The organism is Sphaerisporangium sp. NPDC004334, from assembly GCF_053602655.1.
The window spans coordinates 128,751-148,300 of sequence record NZ_JBSGDZ010000014.1 but is presented as its reverse complement, the minus strand read 5'-3'; the positions used below and the strand labels follow the sequence as shown (position 1 = coordinate 148,300).

Here is a 19,550-nt window from a genome sequence, read left to right as displayed (position 1 = left end):
GTCCCTGACGAACACCGCGTTCTGTCACTCCCAGCGGAAGAACCGCACCGCGAACGCTCCGGCGGCCAGTGTCCAGGCGGCGAGGACGGCGAGGTGGAGGGGCTGTGGGGCGGCGCCGGCCCAGGCGTCGCGTAACACCTGGCCGAACGCTCCCGTCGGGGTGAAGTCGCTGAACCGCACCAGGGTCTCGGGCATCAGCTCGCGAGGGAGCCACATGCCGCCGAGGAACAGCAAGGGGAACATCACCACCGCGCCGACGCCGCCGGCGGCACGGCCGTTGGGCACCACGGCGGCGACCGACAGGCCGATCGCGAACAGAGCGCACACTCCAAGGACGAAGGACAGCACGAACCACGGCAAGGCGGCAGGCACGTGCGTGTTCAGCACGAGGTGCCCGAAGAGGATGGTGAGGAACGCGGCCAGCAGCGCCACGACCAGGTTCAGCACCAGTTGGGCGCCCAGCAGGGTCACCGGCGAGGCGGGCGTGATGGACAAGCGGCGCAGCACGCCGCGCTCGCGATAGGTGGCCAGCACGGTGGGGATGACGCTGAAGGCCGAGGTCGCCACCGCCAGCATGATCATCATCGCGGGCAGCTGGGTGTCCACCACCCGCTGGCCGCCAAGCGAGGGGTCGGGTTCGCGGAAGCCCGGAATGGCGCTGCCGAGGATCAGCAGCAGGCCCAGCGGGAGCACGAGCGTGAAGAAGGCCGTCAGAGGGTCGCGCAGATAGAGCCTGGTCTCGGTGAACAGCACCTTGCGCAGCGCACCGGGCCTGGGCGGAGCCGTGCGGGGAGAGCGCGAGCGGGTCGTCGTCATGGGGGCTCCTAAGAAACGTCGGCGGCCGGGCGGCCTGTCAGGGCGAGGAAGGCGTCCTCCAGCGTGGCCTGGTCCATCTGGAGGCCCGCGGGAACGACCTGGCAGGCCGCGAGGGCCTTGGTCACGGCGAGGAGCAAACCCTCGGACCCGGTCACCGTGACCGTGTCGCCTTCGCGGGTCAGGCTCGCGACCTCGGGGAGCGTCCTGAGCACCTGGTCGGCGTCAGGAGCGCTGCGGAACCGGACGCGCTGGCCGCCGTCCACCCGGGCGATCAGGCCCGCGGGCGTGTCCACCGCGGCCACGCGCCCCCTGTCGATCACCGCGACGCGGTCGCAGAGCCGCTCGGCCTCCTCCATGAAGTGGGTGACCAGGACGATCGTGACGCCGCGTCGTTTGACCTTCTCGATGAGTTCCCAGGTCTCACGGCGGGCCATGGGGTCGAGGCCGGTGGTCAGCTCGTCCAGGACGGCCACGCGAGGGTCGCCGACGAGCGCGAGGGCGATCGACAGGCGCTGGCGCTGCCCGCCGGACAGCTTGGCGAACGGAGTGTCGCGTTTGGGGCCGAGCCCGACCTCCTCCAGCAGCGCCCGCCAGTCGGCAGGGCGGTCGTAGAAGGAGGCGTACAGCTCGAGGGCCTCCCCGACCCGCAGCCTGTCGGGGAGCGAGCAGTCTTGCAGCTGCACGCCGACCCTCTGGCGGAGCACGGCGCGGTCGCGGCGCGGGTCCAGGCCGGTGACGGTGATGGCGCCGCCGTCGGGGACGCGAAGGCCGCACACGCACTCGACGGTCGTGGTCTTGCCGGCGCCGTTGCGGCCGACGACGCCGAACAGCTCGCCCTCGTGCACGGTGAACGACACCTCGTCGACCGCCACCTGCTCGCCGTACACCTTGCGCAGGCCGGCGATCTCGATGATTTCCATGCCGCCGACGGTAGGAAGCGCGGCGTCGCGACGGAATGCGGCTGTGGCCCGGACGGAGGTGTACCTAGGTACACCTTTGAACGGGCGCCACGGCCACTGCGAGCTAAGTGCCCGATGCCGCAGACTTGACGGCATGGTTCTCAGGACGATGGTCGGCTTCGGGCGCGCTTTGGTGCTGCTCGCCCTGGCCGTGGTGAACGCGGCGCTCGCCGCGGTGGCGCTGCTCGTCTTCCTGTTGTGCTTCGGCCTCGGCCTGGTGTTCCTGTTCCCGGCCACCATCCGCCTGGTCCGCCGCCGCGCCGTCCAGGCGCGCCGGCTCGCGCTGGCCTGGGCCGAGGTGCAGATCGTCCCGCCTTACCGCGGCGCTCCGCCGCCGCCCGTGCCGCAGCGCGACGGCTGGTACCGCGAGGGCCGCAGCCTGTACCGCACGTCCCTGGTCCCGAACTTCAACCGCACCTTCGAGTGGATGTTCAAAGACCCGGCCACCTGGCGTGACCTCGCCTGGCTGCTCGGCGACCCGCTGATCGGCGGCGTGGCGGTCCTGGTGCCGCCGCTCATGGTGGCGTGCGGGGTGGCGCTGGTGGCGCAGGGCCCGCTGCAGGCGGTGGCCGGGGTGCTGCTCGTGGTGGCCGGGCCGCTGCTGGCTCCGCGCGCGGTCCGCCTGCACGGCGTGTGGACGCGGTGGCTGCTGGCCCCCACCTACCGCGCCCGCCTGACCAACGCCATGCGCCACCTGACGCGGGTGCACACCGACGCCATCGACACCCAGGCCGCCGAGCTGCGGCGCATCGAGCGCGACCTGCACGACGGCGCGCAGGCACGCCTGGTCGCCATCGGCATGACCCTCGGCGCCGCCGAAGAGCTCATCGACTCTGATCCGGCGGCCGCCAAGGCCCTGATCGCCAAGGTACGCGAGGCGTCCGCCGCCTCCCTGGTCGAGCTGCGGCACCTCGTGCGCGGCATCCACCCGCCCGTGCTCGCCGAGCGCGGCCTCGGCGACGCGGTCCGGGCGCTGGCCCTCGACAGCCCGCTGAAGGTCTCGGTCAACGTCGACCTGCCGGCCCGCCCCGAGGCCCCGGTCGAGTCCGCCGTCTACTTCGTGGTCAGCGAACTGCTCACCAACGCCAGCAGGCACGGCGGCGGGCGTCATGTCGCGGTGGACATCAGCCGGCGCGGTCCCGCCCTGCGCATCACGGTCATCGACGACGGTCAGGGCGGCGCCGACCCTTCGCGTGGCAGCGGCCTGCGCGGCATCGAGCGGCGGGTGGCCGCGTTCGACGGCGTGCTGGCGCTGTACAGCCCAGTGGGAGGTCCGACCACGGCCAGCGTCGACATCCCTCGCGCCTTCGCCGGGCACGCCGCGTGCCGCGTCACCCTGCCGCCCTGGAAACACAGGCTGATGGCCGTGTGCTGGGGCATGATGTGGCTACCGTTGTTCCCGCAAGGCCTCGTCGCGGCGGGTTTCAAGATCTTCGATGCCGATGAGCGCAGCTGGTTCCTCGCGCTCTACCTGCCCGAAGTGTTCCAGTGGCCCGCCATCATCGGCATGATCGTGCTCGGAGTCGCCATGGCCGTCACCGCCTACAGCCTCACCCAGGAGATCAAGAGGGCCGAGGCTGGAGCGGCCGCGTGAGGGTCGTCCTGGCCGAAGATCTCTATCTCCTTCGCGACGGCCTGGTCCGCCTGCTGCAGGCCCACGGGTTCGAGATCGTCGCGGCGGTCGAGTCGGGGCCCGAGCTGCTCAGGGCCCTGCTCGACGAGCGTCCCGAGGTCGCCGTGGTCGACGTGCGGCTGCCGCCGACCTTCACCGACGAGGGGTTGCAGGCGGCGCTGGCGGCCCGCCGCTCCATCCCCGGCCTGCCGGTGCTCGTCCTGTCCCAGCACGTCGAGCAGCTCTACGCCAGAGAGCTCCTCGCCGACGGCACGGGCGGGGTGGGTTATCTGCTCAAAGACCGCGTCTTCAACTCCGCGCAGTTCATCGACGCGGTTCGGCGGGTGGCAGGGGGCGGCACCGCCATGGATCCCGATGTCATCGCCAAGCTGCTGGCCAGCAACGCCCGCCATGAGCCGCTGGGCCGGCTCAGCCCGCGCGAGCGTGAGGTGCTCGAGCTTATGGCCGAGGGCAGGTCGAACGCCGCCATCGCGCAACGCCTGTTCCTCAGCGAGAGCGCAGTGGCCAAGCACACCGCGAACATCTTCGCCAAGCTCGATCTGGCCGTGTCCGACGACGACAACCGCCGCGTCCTCGCCGTTCTCGCCTACCTCAACGGCACCCGAGCCTGACCCCTCGACACGCGGGGAGCGGGGCCCAGGCTGAGCCGAGGCGGTGCTTGTTCAGGTGGTTCGGGCAGGTCAGGGGGCGCCGATGGTGATCGGTCGGGTGTGGGTCCTTAGAGAAAAGGGAAGTACGCCCAAGTTGGGCGGGGGTGATGGTGCTTGCTCAACGGGTAAATGTCCCACCCAGGCGCTACCTTGCTGGAAAGCAGACGTGAGCGAAGGGGATGGATCAGGGTGAAGTTCCAGGTGAACCGCGATGTCCTCGCCGACGCGGTGGCGTGGAGCGCCCGGACGCTGCCGGGCCGTCCTGCGATGCCCGTCCTGTCCGGCATCCTGCTGGAGGCGCTCGACGACAGCCTCACGCTCTCGGTGTTCGACTACGACGTCTCGGCCCGCGCCGTGATCGACGCCGAGGTCGCCGAGCCGGGCAAGGTCCTGATCCCCGGCCGGGTGCTGGCCGAGATCACCCGCAGCCTGCCGGGGGAGCCCGTGCAGATCGTCACCTCCGGCGCCGAGGCCGTGCTCACCTGCGGCGGCGCCGAGTTCGGCCTGCTCACCCTTCCGGTGGAGGACTTCCCCACGCTCCCCGCCATGCCGCCCAGGGCCGGCGCGGTCGGGGGCGGCGTCTTCGCCGCGGCCGTCGCCCAGGTGGCGGTGGCCGCCAGCCGCGACCTGACCCTCCCCATGCTCACGGGCATCCGCATGGACATCGACGGCGCCAACGTCTCCCTGGCGGCCACCGACCGTTACCGCATCGCGGCCCGCGACTTCCTGTGGCACTCCGAGGAGCCCGACCAGCGGGCCGCGGTCATGGTGCCCGCCCGGGTCATGGTGGAGGTGGGCCGCTCCCTGCGCGCCGGGGAGGTGTCGATCGGCTTCGACGCGGGAGTCGCCGGGTTCGAGTGCGCGGGGCGCACGACCACCGTCCGCCTGCTGGACGAGCAGTTCATCGACTACCGGGCGCGCCTCGCCGAGACCTGGGCGATCCGCGCCGATGTCACGGTGGCGCCTTTCGTCGAGGCCATCAAGCGCGTCGCCCTGGTCGCCGAACGGCACACCGCGATCAGGCTGTCGTTCACGCAGGGGCAGGTGCTGGTGCAGGCCGGCGGCGGCGAGATCGGCCGGGGCGCCGAGGCGGTGGCCGCCGATCTGGAAGGCGACGACATCCAGATCGCCTTCCAGCCGCACTACCTGCTCGACGGGCTGGCCGGGGTGGAGACCGAGAAGGCGAGCATCCACATGGCCTCGCCCACCCGGCCGTCCCTGATCACCGACGAGGGCGACGACCCTGCGTTCCGCTATCTGGTGATGTCGCTGCGCCTGGCCTGAGGCCGGCCGGCGGGCCGGACTTCTGGGCCGAGGCCCCTTGCCACCGACCAGGGCGATGACCCGGCGTTCCGGTATTGAGTGAGGTCACGCGCCTGCCCCGAGGCAGGCTGGGGCCGGCCTTGGGGGCGGCGGTCAGTCGAGAAGTTCGGGGGTCTCGGTGAGGGCGATCGCGATGTGCTCCATGCACGCGTGTCCCGCGCGCTCGGCGGCGGCGGCGTCACCGGAGGCGATGGCACGGGCGATGGCGTCGTGCGGGATATGGCCGTTCTGCAGGGGCGCGCCCGCGGCGGCGATGCTGGCGCGCAGCGCCGCGGAGAAGTCCTTGTACAGCTCGATCAGCACGCGGTTGTGCGTGGCCTCGACCACCGAGACGTGGAAGGCCAGGTCGGCCTCCACGAAGGCGTCGACCTCGCCCTCAGCCCACGCCTCCTCGCGGCGGAGCAGAGCGGCCTCGATCAGCTCGATGTCGCCCTCGGTGCGGCGGACGGCCGCGAGCCGGGCGGCCTCGACCTCGAGCGCGCGGCGCACCTCGAGGATCTCCAGATGCTCGGCGGTCCGCAGGCGCCGCGCCATGGCCCCTGAGAGCTCGCTGGTGGCGCGCACGTACGTGCCGTCACCCTGGCGGCATTCGAGCAGCCCGGCATGGGTGAGCGCGCGCACCGCCTCCCGCACGGTGTTGCGGCCGACGCCGAGCTGCTCAGCGAGGACGGTCTCCGTAGGGATCTTGGCGTTGAGATGCCAGGACCCAGATGTGATCTGCTCTTTGAGCTGCTCGATCACCTGGTCGACGAGGGAAGCCCGCTGCGCCGTACGCAGACTCACAGTCTGCCTCCTCCGGGTAACCAATCATCCTACGAGTCAATGATTGGTCGACCTTATTTATTCCAGGGCCCCGCGGCCAAATCCGGGGCCCTGGTTGGAGGCCTACCGTGCGAAGACCGTCGCGGTGACGGCGCCGGCCACGGTCGACCTGACCCCGACCGCTTCGAGTGCCTTACGATACGCGCGCGTCTGCCGCCCGCGGTCACCGGCCTTGCCCCACAGGTCGCCGAGCTCACGCCAGACCTCGGCGATCTCGCGGTCGCGGACCGCGCCCGAGGACGGCACCGCGACCAGGACGTCGCCCGCGCGCTCAAGGTGGCCCCTGACCGCGTCGTCGGACCGTGCCAAAGCACTTTCGGCGAGCACAAGGTGGGCCGAGGCCCTCATGGTGCGGGGCTCGTCGGCGAACAGCTCCAGCGCCTTGGCAGCCAGCTCGTCGGCGCCGCGGCCGTCCCCGGACCGCAGGTGCACCCGGGCGAGAACGACCAGGCTGTGCGCGTACTCCACCGACTCGGCGGGCAGCACGGAGAAGACCTCCGCGGCGCGGGAGACCAGCGCGTCGGAGTGCTCCCTGCTGGACCGCGCGGCGGAGATCTCGGCCCAGCGCATGGCGATCTTCGCCATCTGGACCGCGACGCGGGCGGGCCGCCCGGCCGACAGCGCGTCGTCGGCGAACTGCACCGCGAGCGCGGAGTCCTCGCCCTCGGCGGCCGACACGCTGGCCTGCCAGAGCGAGAGGATCTCGGTCGTGCGGTCGTCCGGCACCGGCACGCCCGTGACCTCGAGCACGTGCTCGACGTACGAGAGCCCGATCTCGGCGTCGGCGAGCGCCGCGGCCAGGTCGACCGACACCTCGCCGTGGAACAGTGACAGTTGTGTCACCTGCTCCAGCGCCTTGGCGCCGAGGTCGCGGGCGCGCATGATGTCGCCGGCCTTGTGGTAGCACCGGCACAGCGCGACCGTGAGTGGAAGGTCGGCCAGCCGCTCGGGGTGCGCGGCGGCCTCGCGGCGAAGCCGCTCGTACGCCTCGACCGCGCGGCCGAGCTTGCCCTGCGCCTCCAACGCACGCGCACGGCCGAGCCGTGCGTGCGCGGCGAGCAGCGCGTTGTCCTCTCCGGCGGCCTTGACGATGTCACCGAAGCGGTCGGCGGCGAGGGCCGCGTCCCCGTGGTGGAGCTCCAGCTCGGCATGGCGCAGGCCGAGCTCGGTGTCGATGCGCTGGCGCGGTTCGATCCCGTGGAGCAGGAACTCGGTGGTGCATCCAAGGCGCTCCGCGAGAAGGCGGGCGACCACCGGCGTCGGCGTGCGCTTGCCGGACTCGATGAGTGAGACATAACTGTCGGAGAGGTCGGGTCCGGCCAGCTGGGCCTGAGACATACGCCTGCTCAGACGCAGCCCGCGGACGCGATCACCGATGGTTCCCTGACTCGGCATGTGATCTCTTAAGGCGATGTTATGGTCAATGGTCTCGCCATGATGGCACGAAGCAGCCGAATCGGGTATACCCACGTCAAGAATCCCGAGGGGCAAGTCTGTCTCACCCCTCGGGATTCAGGACGAACCCGGACTAATCGTCGTCGTCAGAACTGGGAAAGAGCATCTGGCAAACCTCGAGGTACAAGGTCTCCGGATACGGAATGAAGGGGACGGTCGAGAGCGCCTGATCCTGACCGGCGGACTCCAGGACGAACTCGCCGTAACCGAGCATGCGGCCGAGCAATGAGCGCTGGAAGCTCATGTCGGTCACCTTGCCGAGTGGCATCATCGCCACCCGGCGAGTGATCAAACCGGTGGTAAGGAGCATGCGTTTGGACGTCACCACGAAGTAGTCGACGGACCACTCGGCCACTTTCCACACGAAGCGAATGAGTAAGAGAAGCCACGCCCACCAGACGATCACCAATGCCTGGGCTCCTTGGTTCTCGCCCAGCCACTTGCTCAGCAGCCCCGCCAGGACCAGGCCGCCGAAGACCTCGGCGACCGGTCGCAGCAGCACGGCCGGGTGGCGCCGCACCATGATGACCTGGTGTTCGTGGGGCAGAAGGTAACGATTGACCGACGACGGAGCAGAGTCCCCGTGGGTCACAAGTCTCATGTCAGCTTCGCGACGAATAGCGCCAGCGAATCCGCGGCGTTCACCACAGTGTCCATTGCTCCTCTGACCGCGCTAGCCGCGTCAGCCGGTCTGGTGAACAGGTAGAAAGCCACAAACGCGATGGCTGCGTACGTTAGAACCTTCTTGACCTGCACTGCCGCCTCCGTTAACCAACTCACCCACTGCACCCACCGTATACATTACCCAGCTGATTCGCTCGGTAAAGGCATCCCGACCCCACAGTCTTTAGGGGTCTGGATGTGACCTGCGTCACCCTTGCTCGCCGGCGACCGCGGCCAGCACCTGGAGGTGCTTGCGCGCGATGCGCTCGACGAGGCTCGGGTACGCGTAACCAGTGACCTCCATCGCGCCGTGGTGCGCCGCCTCTACGCAGCGTGTCACCGTCGCGGCGGGATGAACCCCGGCGAACTCGACCTTCAGCGCGGTCTCGACCTGTGTGTAGGCGTCAATATCCGGCAGTTGGTCCATCGCTCTCCCAGGTGTGCGTCCACGGCCCCGCGGGGGCCGGGAACACAGTGACATTGTCATCACTCTGTGTACCCTTCGAAACACAGTATGTAACGAAGGGTGTGTCAACCTGGGGACGAAGAAGGAAAAAGAATCAGACGACGCCGTACAGGCGGTCTCCCGCGTCGCCCAAGCCGGGGACGATATAACCGTGCTCGTTGAGCCGCTCGTCCAGGGCGGCGGTCACCACACGCACGGGGTTGCCCGAGTCGGTGAAGACCTGCTCCAGATATTGCAGCCCCTCGGGCGCGGCGAGCAGGCAGATGGCCGTGACGTCCTCGGCGCCGCGCTGGAACAGAAGCTGGATGGCCGCCGCGAGCGTGCCGCCGGTGGCGAGCATGGGGTCGAGCACGTAGCACTGGCGGCCCGAGAGGTCTTCGGGCAGCCGGGTGGCGTAGGTCTCGGCCTTGAGGGTGCCCTCGTCGCGGATCATGCCAAGAAAGCCGACCTCGGCCGTGGGCAGCAGGCGGGTCATGCCGTCGAGCATGCCGAGGCCCGCGCGCAAGATCGGCACGACCAGGGGCGCGGGCCGGGCGAGCCGCACGCCGTGGGCGGGCGCCACGGGGGTGGTGACCGTCGCGTCGGTGACCCGTACGTCACGCGTGGCCTCGTAGGCCAGCAGCGTCACCAGCTCGTCGGCGAGCCGCCGGAACGTGGGGGAGTCGGTGCGCACGTCCCTGAGAGCGGTCAGCTTGTGAGCGACCAGCGGGTGGTCAACGACGAGGGTCTTCATGGCTGCCAACGCTATCCTCTGCGCCCGGGTGAACGGTACGAGCGGTCCGGTAACCCCCATCACACCCCAAGCGGGTCGGGGGCGGCCGTTTTTGATCACAATTTGCCCGAGGGGCCAACGGGGCCCTAGTGATTCTGGGAGCATGGCAAACCGTGAGAACCGCGTCGGTAGGGTGAAGATGACAGACGTAGATGCTCTTGACTTCGCCATCGTGGTCTACCGCGAGGACGACCGCTGGGAAGCCGAGATGTTGCCGGTGGGTCTCACCGCGGACCTCCACGGGCTGATCCATGCTCTTCGGCAGCAGCCGAGCATGGGCGCCACGATTGGCCTGGTCGCCGTGGGGGATGACTTCTTCGTGGCATTAAGGGTGTTCGGCGAGCGCGTCGACGTCTTCCTGTCCGACATCACCGCGTCGTGGGACTGGCCGCTCGCCCAGCAGGTGCTGGAGTACCTCGACGTCCCCGTGCCGGAGGAGGAGGAGCTCGACATGGTCCTCCCGGCCGGAGACCTGTCGATCTTCGCCGATCTGGGCCTCGACGAGATGGAGCTGGGCGCCCTCTCCGGTGATCTCGAACTGCTTCCTGATGAGGTGCTCTCCAGCATCGCCGCGCGGCTGGGCTTCTCCCAGCCGTTTGAACGTGCCGTCGACTCAGCCATCGGCTGACCTCGGGAGCCCCGATCATGCCCTCGAGGCCAACACACAGCGCTCTGTTCGCCGCGGCCTTCGTCCGCACGCCCCAGGGGTGGAGCGGCGCCGAGGTCGATCTCACCAACGCTGAGATCGCCGACGACCTGGGCGACGCCGTCCAGGACGCTCTGGGGCTGAACGGCGAGGAGCTCGCCCTGCTCTGCGTCGAGGTGGAGGACGAATGGTTCGCGCTCGTCCGCTACGACGACGACGCCGAGCCGCGCGCCTTCCTCTCCGACGCCCACGCGGCGGCCGCTGACGGCCTCGGCGAGCTGTTCAACGAGCTGGCCGGGGTCGTCGTCCCCGACAAGGAGGCCGATCTCGGCGTCCGTCCCGCCGGCGACTTCGAGCTGCTCAGCGACCTCGGCGTCAGCGCTGAGGAGCTTTTGGAGCTGAGCATGGAGGAGGGGGTGCTTCCCGCCGACACCCTCTCGGTCATCGCCGAGAAGCTCTCCTTCGCCGATGAGCTCGACCGGCTGCACTAGCGCCTTCCCCCGCGCGGCTTCGCCGGCGGGCCCGCGGCCGTGAGCGATCCGGCGGAGGGCGAGTTCGAGACGCCCATGCGGCTCGCGCTCGAGCAGGCCGCGCTGGCCGGCGAGCGTGGCGAGGTGCCCGTGGGCGCCGTCGTCCTCGGGCCCGCGGGCGAGGTGCTCGCGGTGGCGGGCAACGACCGGGAGGCGAGCGCCGACCCGACCGCCCACGCCGAGGTGCTGGCCCTGCGCGCGGCGGCCCGCGTGCGCGGCGAGTGGCGGCTGAGCGGCTGCACCCTGGTGGTGACCCTGGAACCCTGCACCATGTGCGCGGGGGCGGCGGTGCTCGCCCGGGTGGACACGATCGTCTACGGGGCGGCCGACGAGAAGGCCGGCGCGGCGGGGTCGCTGTGGGACGTGGTGCGCGACCGGCGGCTGAACCACCGTCCCGAGGTGATCCTCGGGGTCCTCGCCGGGGACTGCGCGGCCGTTCTCCGGGACTTCTTCGCCGAGCGCCGCCACTGAAACCGGCATTTGGTGCATACCAGACGATGAGCGCGCGCGAACAGGGCCCTGGATCCGGTAGGCTGCTCGGCGGTGGAGTCGCCTAGTGGCCGAGGGCGCACGCCTCGAAAGCGTGTGATGGGGCAACCTATCCGTGGGTTCAAATCCCACCTCCACCGCCACCACGAAGGGCCCGCGCCGGGTGACCGGCCGCGGGCCCTTCGGCGTCACCGGGCCTACACCTCGTCGAACGGCTTGGCGTAGGCGAACGCGCCGCGCGTCGCCGGGGTGTAGGCGGCCAGCGGGCGCGCCTGGAAGTGGTCGCCCCAGGCCGCGACCGGCGGGACGACGCCGAGCTCGGCGGCCGGCCGGAAACCGAACCGCGGATAGTAGTCACGATGGCCCAGCAGCACGACGAGCGGTTCGTCGAGCGCGTCCGCCGCCGCCAGCACCGCGTGCATGAGCGCATGACCGACCCCCTGACGCTGATGGGCGGGCAGCACGCCGAGCGGCCCCAGTCCGAGCACGGGGGCGGAGTCCACGTGGGCCCGGCTGCAGACCACATGGCCAAGGACGGCGCCGTCCGCCCCTGTGGCGACCAGTGAGAGACGCGGCAGCCACGCCTCGCAGGCCCGCAGCTCGTCCACCAGGACGGCCTCCACGGTCGGTTCGCCGGGCGCTTCCGGCTTGGCGAACGCGGCGTTGTGCACTTCGCGGATGGCGGGGATGTCCGCCGGTACCTCGCGTCGGATCAGCATCCGCTCAGGCTGGCCGTGCCGGGACAGGGGTGTCAACGCGATTGTTCCGCGCCGGCCCGCGGACGGCCGCCAGGCTCGCGGATGGCCTCGTACGCGCCGGGCCGGCGGCTTCGGGGGCTCCGCGCCGCGTCATTCGGGCGCGGAGCCGCCGCGGGACTCCTCCAGTTCGAGAACCCGCGCGTGCAGGACCGAACGCTGGTGCAGGGCGGCCCGCAGCGCGCGGTGCAGCCCGTCCTCGAGGTAGAGCTCGCCGCGCCACTGCACCACATGGGGGAACAGGTCACCGTAGAAGGTCGAATCCTTGGCGAGCAGAGAGTGCAGGTCGAGCACCGCCTTCGTGGTCACCAGAGAGTCGAGCCTGACCTGCCGCGGCGGGATCTGGGCCCACTCTCGATGCGACAGGCCGTGCTCGGGGTACGGGCGGCCATCACCGACTGACTTGAAGATCACCCTATGTAGTTTAGGAGAGATTCCCTGTTTGCCTGCTTCAGCGGGTGCGCGGTGAAGCCCTGATCAGGTCAGATGCCTCCGGAGAAGGTGTCGCACTTGGCGGGGTCGCCCGAGTCGTAGCCGGTGCTGAACCACTTGGTCCGCTGCTCGGCGGTGCCGTGAGTGAAGGACTCCGGGTCGACGCGGCCCTGCGTCTTCTCCTGGATGCGGTCGTCGCCGACGGCGGCCGCGGCGTCGAGCGCTTCCTGGATGTCGGTCTGGGTGAAGGGCTTCTCGTAGAAACCGGTGTCCACGGCGTTCTTCGCCCAAACGCCGCCATAGCAGTCGGCCTGGAGTTCCAGCCGGACCGAGGCGCTGTCGGCGCCCTGGCTGTTCCCCCCGACGCGCTCCATGGTGCCCAGCAGGTCCTGGACGTGATGGCCGTACTCGTGGGCGATGACGTACGCCTGGGCGAACGGGCCACCCTTCGCACCGAACTTGCTCTGCAACTCGTCGAAGAAGCTCAGGTCCAGGTAGACGTGCTTGTCGCTCGGGCAGTAGAACGGCCCCACCTGCGAGGTGGCCTGACCGCACCCGGTGTCCACCGCCTGGGAGAACAGAACGGTCTTCGCGGGCGTGTAGGTGCCGGTGCCGCTCTGCCCGAACGCGTCCTTCCAGTACGCCTGGATGCTGTTCACCACGCCCACGACTCGGCAGTTCTCCGACTGGTCGGCGTCGGAGCCCTTCTTGCACTCTTGGGACAGGTCGGAGGTCGGCTGGACGCCCGTGGTGTCCCCACCGCCGTCCCTGCCGGTTATGTCGCCGGGATTGATCCCGAATATCAGCGCGGCGATGAGGGCGATGATGCCCGCCGCGCCTCCTCCGATGGCGAGCCCGCCACCGGGGATCCCGCCTCCGCCACCACGGTTCTCGACCTGTGAGGCGTCGAGGTCGACATCGTCACGGAAGTCCATCGGCCCGTCTTCCCTTTGTCTCGGTCCTCGGGGTGTCGGCCACTCCGCTGCCCCGCAGAGAAACGATCATGCATGATCGCGGGTACACGCACGTCACGCCGTGCGCCGGTGACCCCCGTCATCGATGGCGGCGCCTTCGGCCAAGCCCGTCACCGCTGAATGCCAACGGAAGGCCGTGATCGGCTTCACCCGGGCACCGGTTACGGGATCTTCGTCCTGAAGCGGGCTAGCGTGCTGATCGACGATCACTGCTGGTGATACGGAGGTCACCTTGGGTGCGAGAAACGAGGTGCCGCCCCCTCGTCGCGAAGAAGCGCACTGGACGCACGAGGACACGCGGTGCTCCGGTTCCGACGGCGGGCCGTACCCGGGACGTGAGGACGCGCCGGACCCGGTTCGCGATGACGTGCCGGACTTCGTCCGCGATGACGTGCCCCCTCCGGCCTACTTCCTGCGCAGCCTTCCCGCCATGCCGGTGACCGCGTGGCTCAGGGCCTGGGCGACGTCCCTCGGCCCGTTCGCCGCCGGACTGGTGCTCGCGTTCGCGATGGGCGCGGGTGTTGCGCTGGGCCTGCACCCGGCCTGCGGCGGCGCCGCCGTCCCGCACGCCCGGGTCTCATCCGCCGGCCACTGAAGCCCCCACCGGCCGGTCACTGACCAACAGGAGGATGACCACGGGGTGGTCACGTGCTCGTGACGAGGCGATAGCCGAGGTCGAGGGTGTCGGCGTCGAGGAGATCCTCGTGTCGTTCATGCCAGCGTCGAGTGGTGAGATCGATATCGAGACGCCGCATCGCGCGCCCGACAAGGCGCTGGTCCAGCCTGGCCAGGGCGGAGATGGCGGCGCGAACGTGGGGGTCGAGGTAGTGGTGCGGCCGGCTCCAGTACGCGCCCAGGAACCCGTCCGTGCAGTCGGCCGGCACCGGCACGGGGATGACGCTCACTCGTGCGCCCTCGCGCCGGAACCAACTCTCGACGACGTCGAGACAGGCGAGTCCGGCCTCCGCTTCGGCGATCTGCGGGAGGTACTCATCGACCAGCCAGAATCGTGCGGTGACGGCGGGGTCCCAAGTGAGGACGACCTGCCGGTCGGACACTCGGCGCAGCTCGGCGAGGCCGGCGGCCACGTCGGTCCAATGGTGGACGGTGAGGATGGCCATCGCGGCGTCGAACGACTTGTCACGGACCGGGAGGGACTCGGCGTACCCCTGGATGACCGGCGCCGAGCCGGGGGGACGCTGGCTTATCATCACCGCCGACGGCTCCACGGCGGTGACCTGCCGGCTGCGGGGCTCGTAGGAGCCGCTTCCGGCGCCCACATTGATCACCGTCGCGGCGGAGCCCAAGGCCCGGTCGATCTGGCCGGCGATGCGAGGGTCGGGGCGGCGGTGGCGCGAGTAGCCAAGGCCGATCGTCTCGTACGGGTTGGCGTTCCCCATCCTCGTCGCTCCTCTCCGTTGGCGGGATCGACGTTATCTCGTCGACCGCTTACGGCTGTCCGCGGCGTCTCCTCGCCTGGGTCTGCGGCCGTTGAACCGCTCGCCTGACATCGCAGCCTCACTGCGCCGGCTTGTCGCGGCTGTGGTCCCGGCGCCTACCGGATGTACCGCGGAACCGTCATGCCCAGTCGGACGCCTGACTGGGGCCCGAACGCACGTAGGGCCCGGGTTGGATCGACCCGGGCCCTACGTGTTCTTGCTGCTCAACCAAGCGCGGAGGATAGGAGATTCGAACTCCTGAGGGGTTGCCCCCAACACGCTTTCCAAGTCTGCGGATCTTCGTACATGCCTGTTCGCCCAGGTCCCTGAGCTGGTAGAGGGGTCTCGGAAGTACGCTCCCGTACGGGCCTGAACGACGGTGAACTGAGACCCCAACTGCGACCCCCACGGCCGCCTGCGGCCAACGCACGGAATGAATCATGGAATAATTGACAGCGGTTCTGCAACCTGCCATGCTGCTCCGCATGGAGACTGCTGAACCCCTCGACCGAGCGGCGTGCGCCGATGCGCTCAAGCCTCATATGGCTGAACTGGACGAGTGCTTTCGCCGCGCTTGGAAGCGGTGGGTCAAGTGGCTGGGCAACCTTGAAGGGTCCCCGGCCGACATCCACCCCCGGACCAGGGCTAACATCGTGTACGACTTCGTCGTTGCGGAGGGCAAGGCCCGGTTCCTCGGCGTTGAGGGGGTCCGGATTCGGCAGCAGCGTGGATTTCTGGTCATCCACTTCAACGACCGCATCGCTCTTCGCTTCAAGAAGTTCCGAAACCGGTCTCTCAAGACAAGTGGAATAAATACCAAACAAGCTATGCTTTTCGATGCTCAAACCCTGGAGCTTGACATAAAGCTTCAGCCGATGACGCATCTGGTCGCGGGATATCTATTGGATGAACTCGCGCTGGACATCAATAAGCTCGCGGTCACGTGTATCATGAATGGTAAGCATTTCTGGGCGCCAATCGAGATCATCGCAGCTCCTGTGGGTGCCAAAGTTGGAGCGATGCCGACACGAACCGGCACTCTCAAGTCGAAGGTCCGGAGCGCTCGAAAGAAGAAGAAGGCAGGCGATGAAGAATGAGCATGAATCCGCGCATGCTCACGCTTGCGCGGGAGGCTAGAGGTCTAACTCAAATCGAGTTGGCACAACTTACAGGAATTGTGCAGTCCAGTCTGAGTAAGGCTGAGACCGGTCTGCGACAACTACGTGAGGATGAAGTAGTCAGTCTGGCGCGAACGTTGCGGGTAACGCCAGATCTCCTCTGCTGGCCTGACGACGTGTACGGCTTCGGCAGTGCAAGTTTCTTCCATCGCAAACAGCAGAGTCTTTCTCAAAAGAGCCTCCGCGCGATACAGGCACGAGTCAACTTGCTGCGCATGCGTATTCAACGCCTCATGCAGGGCATCGACATCGAGGCGCCCCTTGTCATTCCGCACCTTGACGTTGAGGAGATCGGAGGAGCGGCCGAAGCGGCGCGCCGAATCCGAGCTGCTTGGCGTATTCCTATGGGACCGCTTGACAACCTAGTGGATATTGTGGAAGCGGCCGGTGGGGTAGTGGTTCGGCGAGATTTTCACACGCACAGGATAAATGCCATCAGTGTTTGGCATCCTGCGTCTGCCCCACTCTTCGTTCTCAACTCTTTCTTGAGTCCGGAGCGTCAACGATTTGTCCTTGCGCATGAACTCGGGCATATGGTTATGCATGAGGGTGAGCCGCCGCGAGAAGAGGCCGAGCGCGAGGCCGACGGGTTCGCCGAAGAACTACTGATGCCGGCTGCGGAAATCATAGCCGACCTTGATGGCATCGATGTAGCCAAGGCTGCTGCGCTCAAGCCGTACTGGCGGGTGCCGATGCAGTCACTCATTCTTCGCGCAGAGCACCTCGATGTGATAACCCCGGGTAGATGTCGCAGCTTGCATGCGTACATGAACAAAATGGGTTATCTCATCAATGAACCTGCCCCTCTTGAGCGCGAAGAGCCGCAAGTACTTAAGGAAATACTCCATATTCACCTGACGGAGCATGGCTATACGGAAGCTGAACTAGCTGCCTCGCTTGGGATGTTGCAGGAAGATCTCTTCGACGATCTCCCTTCGCTCAGCTCTCGCGGCCTTCGCGTAGTGCGATGAAACAGTGATATTGCTCGGGGGGCATGAGGGCTCGTGCGCCTTCTGCCCCCGGCCGGTCCGATAGCTTCGGAATAAATATTAGCGTTCTTCGCCAGCGTCCCGCACTCGTGCGGCGGTCTCGGAACTGACGCGGTCTGTTGAGTCGGATATCTCGCGAAGGGCTTCAGTAAGCCGCGCGACCTCCCGTGAGGCTTCGTGGGCATCCGAGATGCTACGCACGGCCGTAGCCGCCTCCTGATACGCCCGGGTAAGCGCCACGATCGCGGCGTCCATGCGTCCGTTCGTGTCAGTTGTACGGATTTTGCCTTCGTGTCCGGGGTGCTGTGGGTCGATTTCCGTGGAGTTGACGAACTGGCGGGGGCCGATGAAGCGCGCGGTTACCAGCAAGCCGGCTTCATGGGAGACCTCGCCGGCGTGGCTGGCCGAAGCATCCTCAATCACCCATGGCGTGATGTTCCGTTCGAAGGCATCGGCCGCGGTCTTCAGAACGCAGCTCTCTGTGGCGATTCCGCATACGTAGATGTCGGTCCATCCTCGCTCGGCGACAAGAGCTTGCCCCTCTTCGTTGAAGAGGCTGTATATGGTCTTGTCGATCACTGCCGTCGCCTTCGGCAGGTATGGCTGCAACTCGGGAACGATGTCGATATCGGGCGATGCCATAAGCTTGGACCACGCGAAGAGTCGCTGAAAGATGCTTCCCTCGTGATTCAGGTAGCGAGTAAAGACAACATCGCCGCCTGCCGCCTGCCAGCGTTCGACAAGATCCGTGATGATTGGAACGACGTGGGCCGATGCCTCGCGTACGAACCCGTTCTGAACGTCAACGACCGCCAGGACTGCCGATCTGCTGAGCACTGACCTTACCCCTCACTCGTTTCGCGAAGTATATCTATGGCCTGCGAGAGATGGCCGGGCAGGCCACTGGTGTCGAGAATCGCGGCTCGCATAAACCGGTGCTGATCGGTCTCCTGAGGGCGAGGATTTGTCAAACGGGAGCGTACTCCGCGTAAAAACCGCCAACCGTACTCCGCCGGTACGGTGGGGTCGCGCCCCTGTTCGATCTGCTCATTGATATGGGCACAATAGGCCCAGATGGCTTGCGTTGCCAACTCGGTCGACACCAGCTCGTCTTCCGCTAACGAGCGTTGTGGCGCTGTTGGTGAGTAGACGACACCTGACCAAGATGCGTAGCCAAGAGAGATGCCCTTGACACCGAAGGAAATCATCTCTGGGTAATCGAAGCCTTCTGCTAGTAAGGATCGCTCTACTAGCTCGGCATGTGCGAGAGAATTCTCTGATGTCTCCGGATCGCGTGCAAGTAGGGTCTTCGGAAAGCATATAATCCGTAAGGCTGTGTCAATTTGGTGTGCTGGCCATATGGGTGAGTGAACCCAGTAGAGGCTCAGCACATATGCTGCTTCAGCTTCGGCTTGCACAAGGTCGGATATGTAGCGAGATGCCCAGGCAAGGTTTTCAGCGTAGGTGCGCCTTCTCCATACCGCGAGATGCGCAATGTTCGGTAAATCGAGGTCTTCGACAAGATGGAAAATGGCGACGCCGAACGGCCAGACATGCAGACGGCATAAGCCTTCGTCGTGCGTGACTTCACGTGCCATGCAACCGAGTCCGTGGTGCGACGTGCCAGGTGTCACTAGCGCTCTGGCCGCCAGGTCCGCCACCCGTTCGGCGCCGATGTACACGGCGATGAACTTGTGAGAGCGGACGCCGTAGCGTTCCCCGGCTTCCGCGAGGGGCACCACCTCACCGAATAGCTCGTGAGCCGTTGCGTTGTAGGCGGCGCAGTACAGCTCAACGTAGAGCGGGTCACGGCAGAGCGCCAGGCCACTCTCGTGGCGATAGAGAGCCTTCTCCAGCGCCTCCAGTTCAGGCGTACCTAGGCCGCGGGCTTCGCCGATGCGCTGGAATTCGCGGGCTGCGCGCCGACGGCTCCATCCCAGCGATTCGCGCCTGGATATCAGGACATGGTTGGGCGCCCGGCGCCGGCCGTTGCTGGCTTGTCCAGTCCCTTCGGACATGCCCCACGTCCCTTCGCGTCCGTATCCGTCATCTAGTTCTGGGCGGGCTTCATCGCGACTCTTGAGATGTGACCAAGCAAACTAGATCACCCCCGATCAGACAGGCGATCTTCGATCGCGTCCACCCTGCGGCGAAGCGCAGCCAACTCCCTTGCGAGATCAGCGATGGCCGCGCTGCCAGCGTCGTCGCGGCTGGTTTCTGCTTGCGACTCGGCGGCGACTTGGCTCAGGTAGTCATCGGGGAAGCCGAGTGCTCTGGAGATTGCGGCGAGGGTGTTCCTGTTCCGCCGCCGGTCTACGCCCTGCTGAACCTGCCGGATCGTCATCGGAGCGACCTTCGACCGTTCGATGAGTTCTCGCTGCGTCATACCTAGATCGGCCATCCGATCATTGACGACCTTCGCCACCGCCGCCCAGTCTGCCACGCGTAATGCCCTCCTGCCTGGGCTAACCCAACACCCGTACTGATCACAGCGTAGCCAACGCTCGCGCTATTGACAGCGTCACGGAGTGCGCTAATACTAGCGCTAGAAATAGCTCC

The 19,550-nt window shown here is 67.5% G+C and carries 24 protein-coding genes and 1 tRNA gene; 10 read left to right on the top strand and 15 right to left on the bottom strand.

Features of this window, described 5'->3' with window-relative positions:
- Window positions 1-24: 24 nt before the first annotated feature.
- Both ACWEN6_RS19935 and ACWEN6_RS19930 read right to left on the bottom strand, forming a co-directional pair.
- Window positions 25-816 carry an ABC transporter permease gene (locus tag ACWEN6_RS19935; RefSeq protein ID WP_452571669.1) on the bottom strand — a complete coding sequence of 264 codons (792 nt, stop codon included), beginning with the start codon at window positions 814-816 and terminating at the stop codon, window positions 25-27.
- A gap of 8 nt (window positions 817-824) precedes the next feature.
- Window positions 825-1,736: an ABC transporter ATP-binding protein gene (locus ACWEN6_RS19930; RefSeq protein WP_452571667.1), complete on the bottom strand. Its 912-nt coding sequence runs from the start codon at window positions 1,734-1,736 to the stop codon at window positions 825-827.
- 133 nt (window positions 1,737-1,869) lie between these two features.
- Here ACWEN6_RS19930 and ACWEN6_RS19925 point away from each other — a divergent pair, with 133 nt between their 5' ends.
- The 3 genes from ACWEN6_RS19925 (at window position 1,870) to dnaN (ending at window position 5,342) form a co-directional block, all read left to right on the top strand.
- Entirely contained in the window at window positions 1,870-3,369 is a 1,500-nt protein-coding gene (locus ACWEN6_RS19925; protein ID WP_452571665.1) for a sensor histidine kinase, read from the top strand.
- Window positions 3,366-4,019 carry a response regulator transcription factor gene (locus ACWEN6_RS19920; RefSeq protein WP_354851697.1) on the top strand — a complete coding sequence of 218 codons (654 nt, stop codon included), beginning with the start codon at window positions 3,366-3,368 and terminating at the stop codon, window positions 4,017-4,019. The genes ACWEN6_RS19925 and ACWEN6_RS19920 overlap by 4 nt, the downstream gene beginning before the upstream one ends.
- 228 nt (window positions 4,020-4,247) lie before the next feature.
- The gene (gene dnaN, locus ACWEN6_RS19915) at window positions 4,248-5,342 is read left to right on the top strand and encodes a DNA polymerase III subunit beta (protein ID WP_452571663.1); all 1,095 of its coding nucleotides are present in this window, start codon (window positions 4,248-4,250) and stop codon (window positions 5,340-5,342) included.
- A 132-nt stretch (window positions 5,343-5,474) separates the two neighbouring features.
- On the opposite strand, the gene ACWEN6_RS19910 is transcribed toward dnaN, so the two are convergent.
- The 6 genes from ACWEN6_RS19910 to upp all read right to left on the bottom strand — a co-directional run bounded on the left by ACWEN6_RS19910 (window position 5,475) and on the right by upp (window position 9,520).
- Window positions 5,475-6,164: a FadR/GntR family transcriptional regulator gene (locus ACWEN6_RS19910; protein ID WP_452571661.1), complete on the bottom strand. Its 690-nt coding sequence runs from the start codon at window positions 6,162-6,164 to the stop codon at window positions 5,475-5,477.
- A gap of 102 nt (window positions 6,165-6,266) precedes the next feature.
- A complete protein-coding gene (locus tag ACWEN6_RS19905; protein ID WP_452571659.1) occupies window positions 6,267-7,598 on the bottom strand; it encodes a helix-turn-helix domain-containing protein in 1,332 nt (443 codons plus the stop codon).
- 133 nt (window positions 7,599-7,731) lie between these two features.
- Window positions 7,732-8,259, bottom strand: coding sequence for a PH domain-containing protein (locus tag ACWEN6_RS19900; protein ID WP_354851690.1), 528 nt, complete (start codon window positions 8,257-8,259; stop codon window positions 7,732-7,734).
- Window positions 8,256-8,414, bottom strand: coding sequence for a hypothetical protein (locus ACWEN6_RS19895; protein WP_354851688.1), 159 nt, complete (start codon window positions 8,412-8,414; stop codon window positions 8,256-8,258). The genes ACWEN6_RS19900 and ACWEN6_RS19895 overlap by 4 nt, the downstream gene beginning before the upstream one ends.
- Window positions 8,415-8,529: 115 nt before the next feature.
- Window positions 8,530-8,748 carry a three-helix bundle dimerization domain-containing protein gene (locus ACWEN6_RS19890; protein WP_354851687.1) on the bottom strand — a complete coding sequence of 73 codons (219 nt, stop codon included), beginning with the start codon at window positions 8,746-8,748 and terminating at the stop codon, window positions 8,530-8,532.
- A gap of 133 nt (window positions 8,749-8,881) precedes the next feature.
- On the bottom strand, window positions 8,882-9,520 hold the full coding sequence (gene upp, locus ACWEN6_RS19885; protein WP_354851686.1) for a uracil phosphoribosyltransferase: 639 nt from the start codon (window positions 9,518-9,520) through the stop codon (window positions 8,882-8,884).
- A 178-nt stretch (window positions 9,521-9,698) separates the two neighbouring features.
- Here upp and ACWEN6_RS19880 point away from each other — a divergent pair, with 178 nt between their 5' ends.
- From ACWEN6_RS19880 to ACWEN6_RS19865, 4 genes are all read left to right on the top strand, one after another.
- Window positions 9,699-10,187: a tRNA adenosine deaminase-associated protein gene (locus ACWEN6_RS19880; RefSeq protein WP_354851704.1), complete on the top strand. Its 489-nt coding sequence runs from the start codon at window positions 9,699-9,701 to the stop codon at window positions 10,185-10,187.
- Window positions 10,188-10,204: 17 nt separating this feature from the next.
- Window positions 10,205-10,696: a tRNA adenosine deaminase-associated protein gene (locus tag ACWEN6_RS19875; RefSeq protein WP_354851684.1), complete on the top strand. Its 492-nt coding sequence runs from the start codon at window positions 10,205-10,207 to the stop codon at window positions 10,694-10,696.
- A gap of 75 nt (window positions 10,697-10,771) precedes the next feature.
- The gene (gene tadA / locus ACWEN6_RS19870) at window positions 10,772-11,206 is read left to right on the top strand and encodes a tRNA adenosine(34) deaminase TadA (RefSeq protein WP_452571822.1); all 435 of its coding nucleotides are present in this window, start codon (window positions 10,772-10,774) and stop codon (window positions 11,204-11,206) included.
- A 71-nt stretch (window positions 11,207-11,277) separates the two neighbouring features.
- Window positions 11,278-11,367, top strand: a tRNA-Ser gene (locus ACWEN6_RS19865).
- 54 nt (window positions 11,368-11,421) lie between these two features.
- Here ACWEN6_RS19865 and ACWEN6_RS19860 read toward each other — a convergent pair.
- From ACWEN6_RS19860 to ypfJ, 3 genes are all read right to left on the bottom strand, one after another.
- The gene (locus ACWEN6_RS19860; RefSeq protein ID WP_452571657.1) at window positions 11,422-11,943 is read right to left on the bottom strand and encodes a GNAT family N-acetyltransferase; all 522 of its coding nucleotides are present in this window, start codon (window positions 11,941-11,943) and stop codon (window positions 11,422-11,424) included.
- A gap of 129 nt (window positions 11,944-12,072) precedes the next feature.
- A complete protein-coding gene (locus ACWEN6_RS19855; protein ID WP_452571655.1) occupies window positions 12,073-12,393 on the bottom strand; it encodes a type II toxin-antitoxin system VapB family antitoxin in 321 nt (106 codons plus the stop codon).
- A gap of 68 nt (window positions 12,394-12,461) precedes the next feature.
- A complete protein-coding gene (gene ypfJ / locus ACWEN6_RS19850; protein WP_452571653.1) occupies window positions 12,462-13,346 on the bottom strand; it encodes a KPN_02809 family neutral zinc metallopeptidase in 885 nt (294 codons plus the stop codon).
- Window positions 13,347-13,617: 271 nt separating this feature from the next.
- Between ypfJ and ACWEN6_RS19845 the strand changes: the two genes are divergently transcribed.
- Window positions 13,618-13,980, top strand: a complete 363-nt coding sequence (locus tag ACWEN6_RS19845; protein WP_452571651.1) for a hypothetical protein — start codon at window positions 13,618-13,620, stop codon at window positions 13,978-13,980.
- Between the two features lie 49 nt (window positions 13,981-14,029).
- Here the strand turns inward: ACWEN6_RS19845 and ACWEN6_RS19840 are convergent, their stop codons facing one another.
- Window positions 14,030-14,785, bottom strand: coding sequence for a class I SAM-dependent methyltransferase (locus tag ACWEN6_RS19840; protein WP_452571649.1), 756 nt, complete (start codon window positions 14,783-14,785; stop codon window positions 14,030-14,032).
- A gap of 524 nt (window positions 14,786-15,309) precedes the next feature.
- Between ACWEN6_RS19840 and ACWEN6_RS19835 the strand changes: the two genes are divergently transcribed.
- Together ACWEN6_RS19835 and ACWEN6_RS19830 are read left to right on the top strand one after the other, a co-directional pair.
- A complete protein-coding gene (locus ACWEN6_RS19835; protein WP_452571647.1) occupies window positions 15,310-15,921 on the top strand; it encodes a hypothetical protein in 612 nt (203 codons plus the stop codon).
- A gap of 2 nt (window positions 15,922-15,923) precedes the next feature.
- A complete protein-coding gene (locus tag ACWEN6_RS19830) occupies window positions 15,924-16,973 on the top strand; it encodes an ImmA/IrrE family metallo-endopeptidase (RefSeq protein ID WP_452571645.1) in 1,050 nt (349 codons plus the stop codon).
- Window positions 16,974-17,051: 78 nt separating this feature from the next.
- On the opposite strand, the gene ACWEN6_RS19825 is transcribed toward ACWEN6_RS19830, so the two are convergent.
- The 3 genes from ACWEN6_RS19825 to ACWEN6_RS19815 all read right to left on the bottom strand — a co-directional run bounded on the left by ACWEN6_RS19825 (window position 17,052) and on the right by ACWEN6_RS19815 (window position 19,434).
- On the bottom strand, window positions 17,052-17,828 hold the full coding sequence (locus ACWEN6_RS19825; RefSeq protein WP_452571643.1) for an isochorismatase family cysteine hydrolase: 777 nt from the start codon (window positions 17,826-17,828) through the stop codon (window positions 17,052-17,054).
- 5 nt (window positions 17,829-17,833) lie between these two features.
- The gene (locus tag ACWEN6_RS19820; RefSeq protein WP_452571641.1) at window positions 17,834-19,009 is read right to left on the bottom strand and encodes a helix-turn-helix domain-containing protein; all 1,176 of its coding nucleotides are present in this window, start codon (window positions 19,007-19,009) and stop codon (window positions 17,834-17,836) included.
- An 86-nt stretch (window positions 19,010-19,095) separates the two neighbouring features.
- Complete coding sequence (locus ACWEN6_RS19815; protein ID WP_452571639.1) at window positions 19,096-19,434, bottom strand: hypothetical protein; 339 nt, start codon at window positions 19,432-19,434, stop codon at window positions 19,096-19,098.
- Window positions 19,435-19,550: the final 116 nt, after the last annotated feature.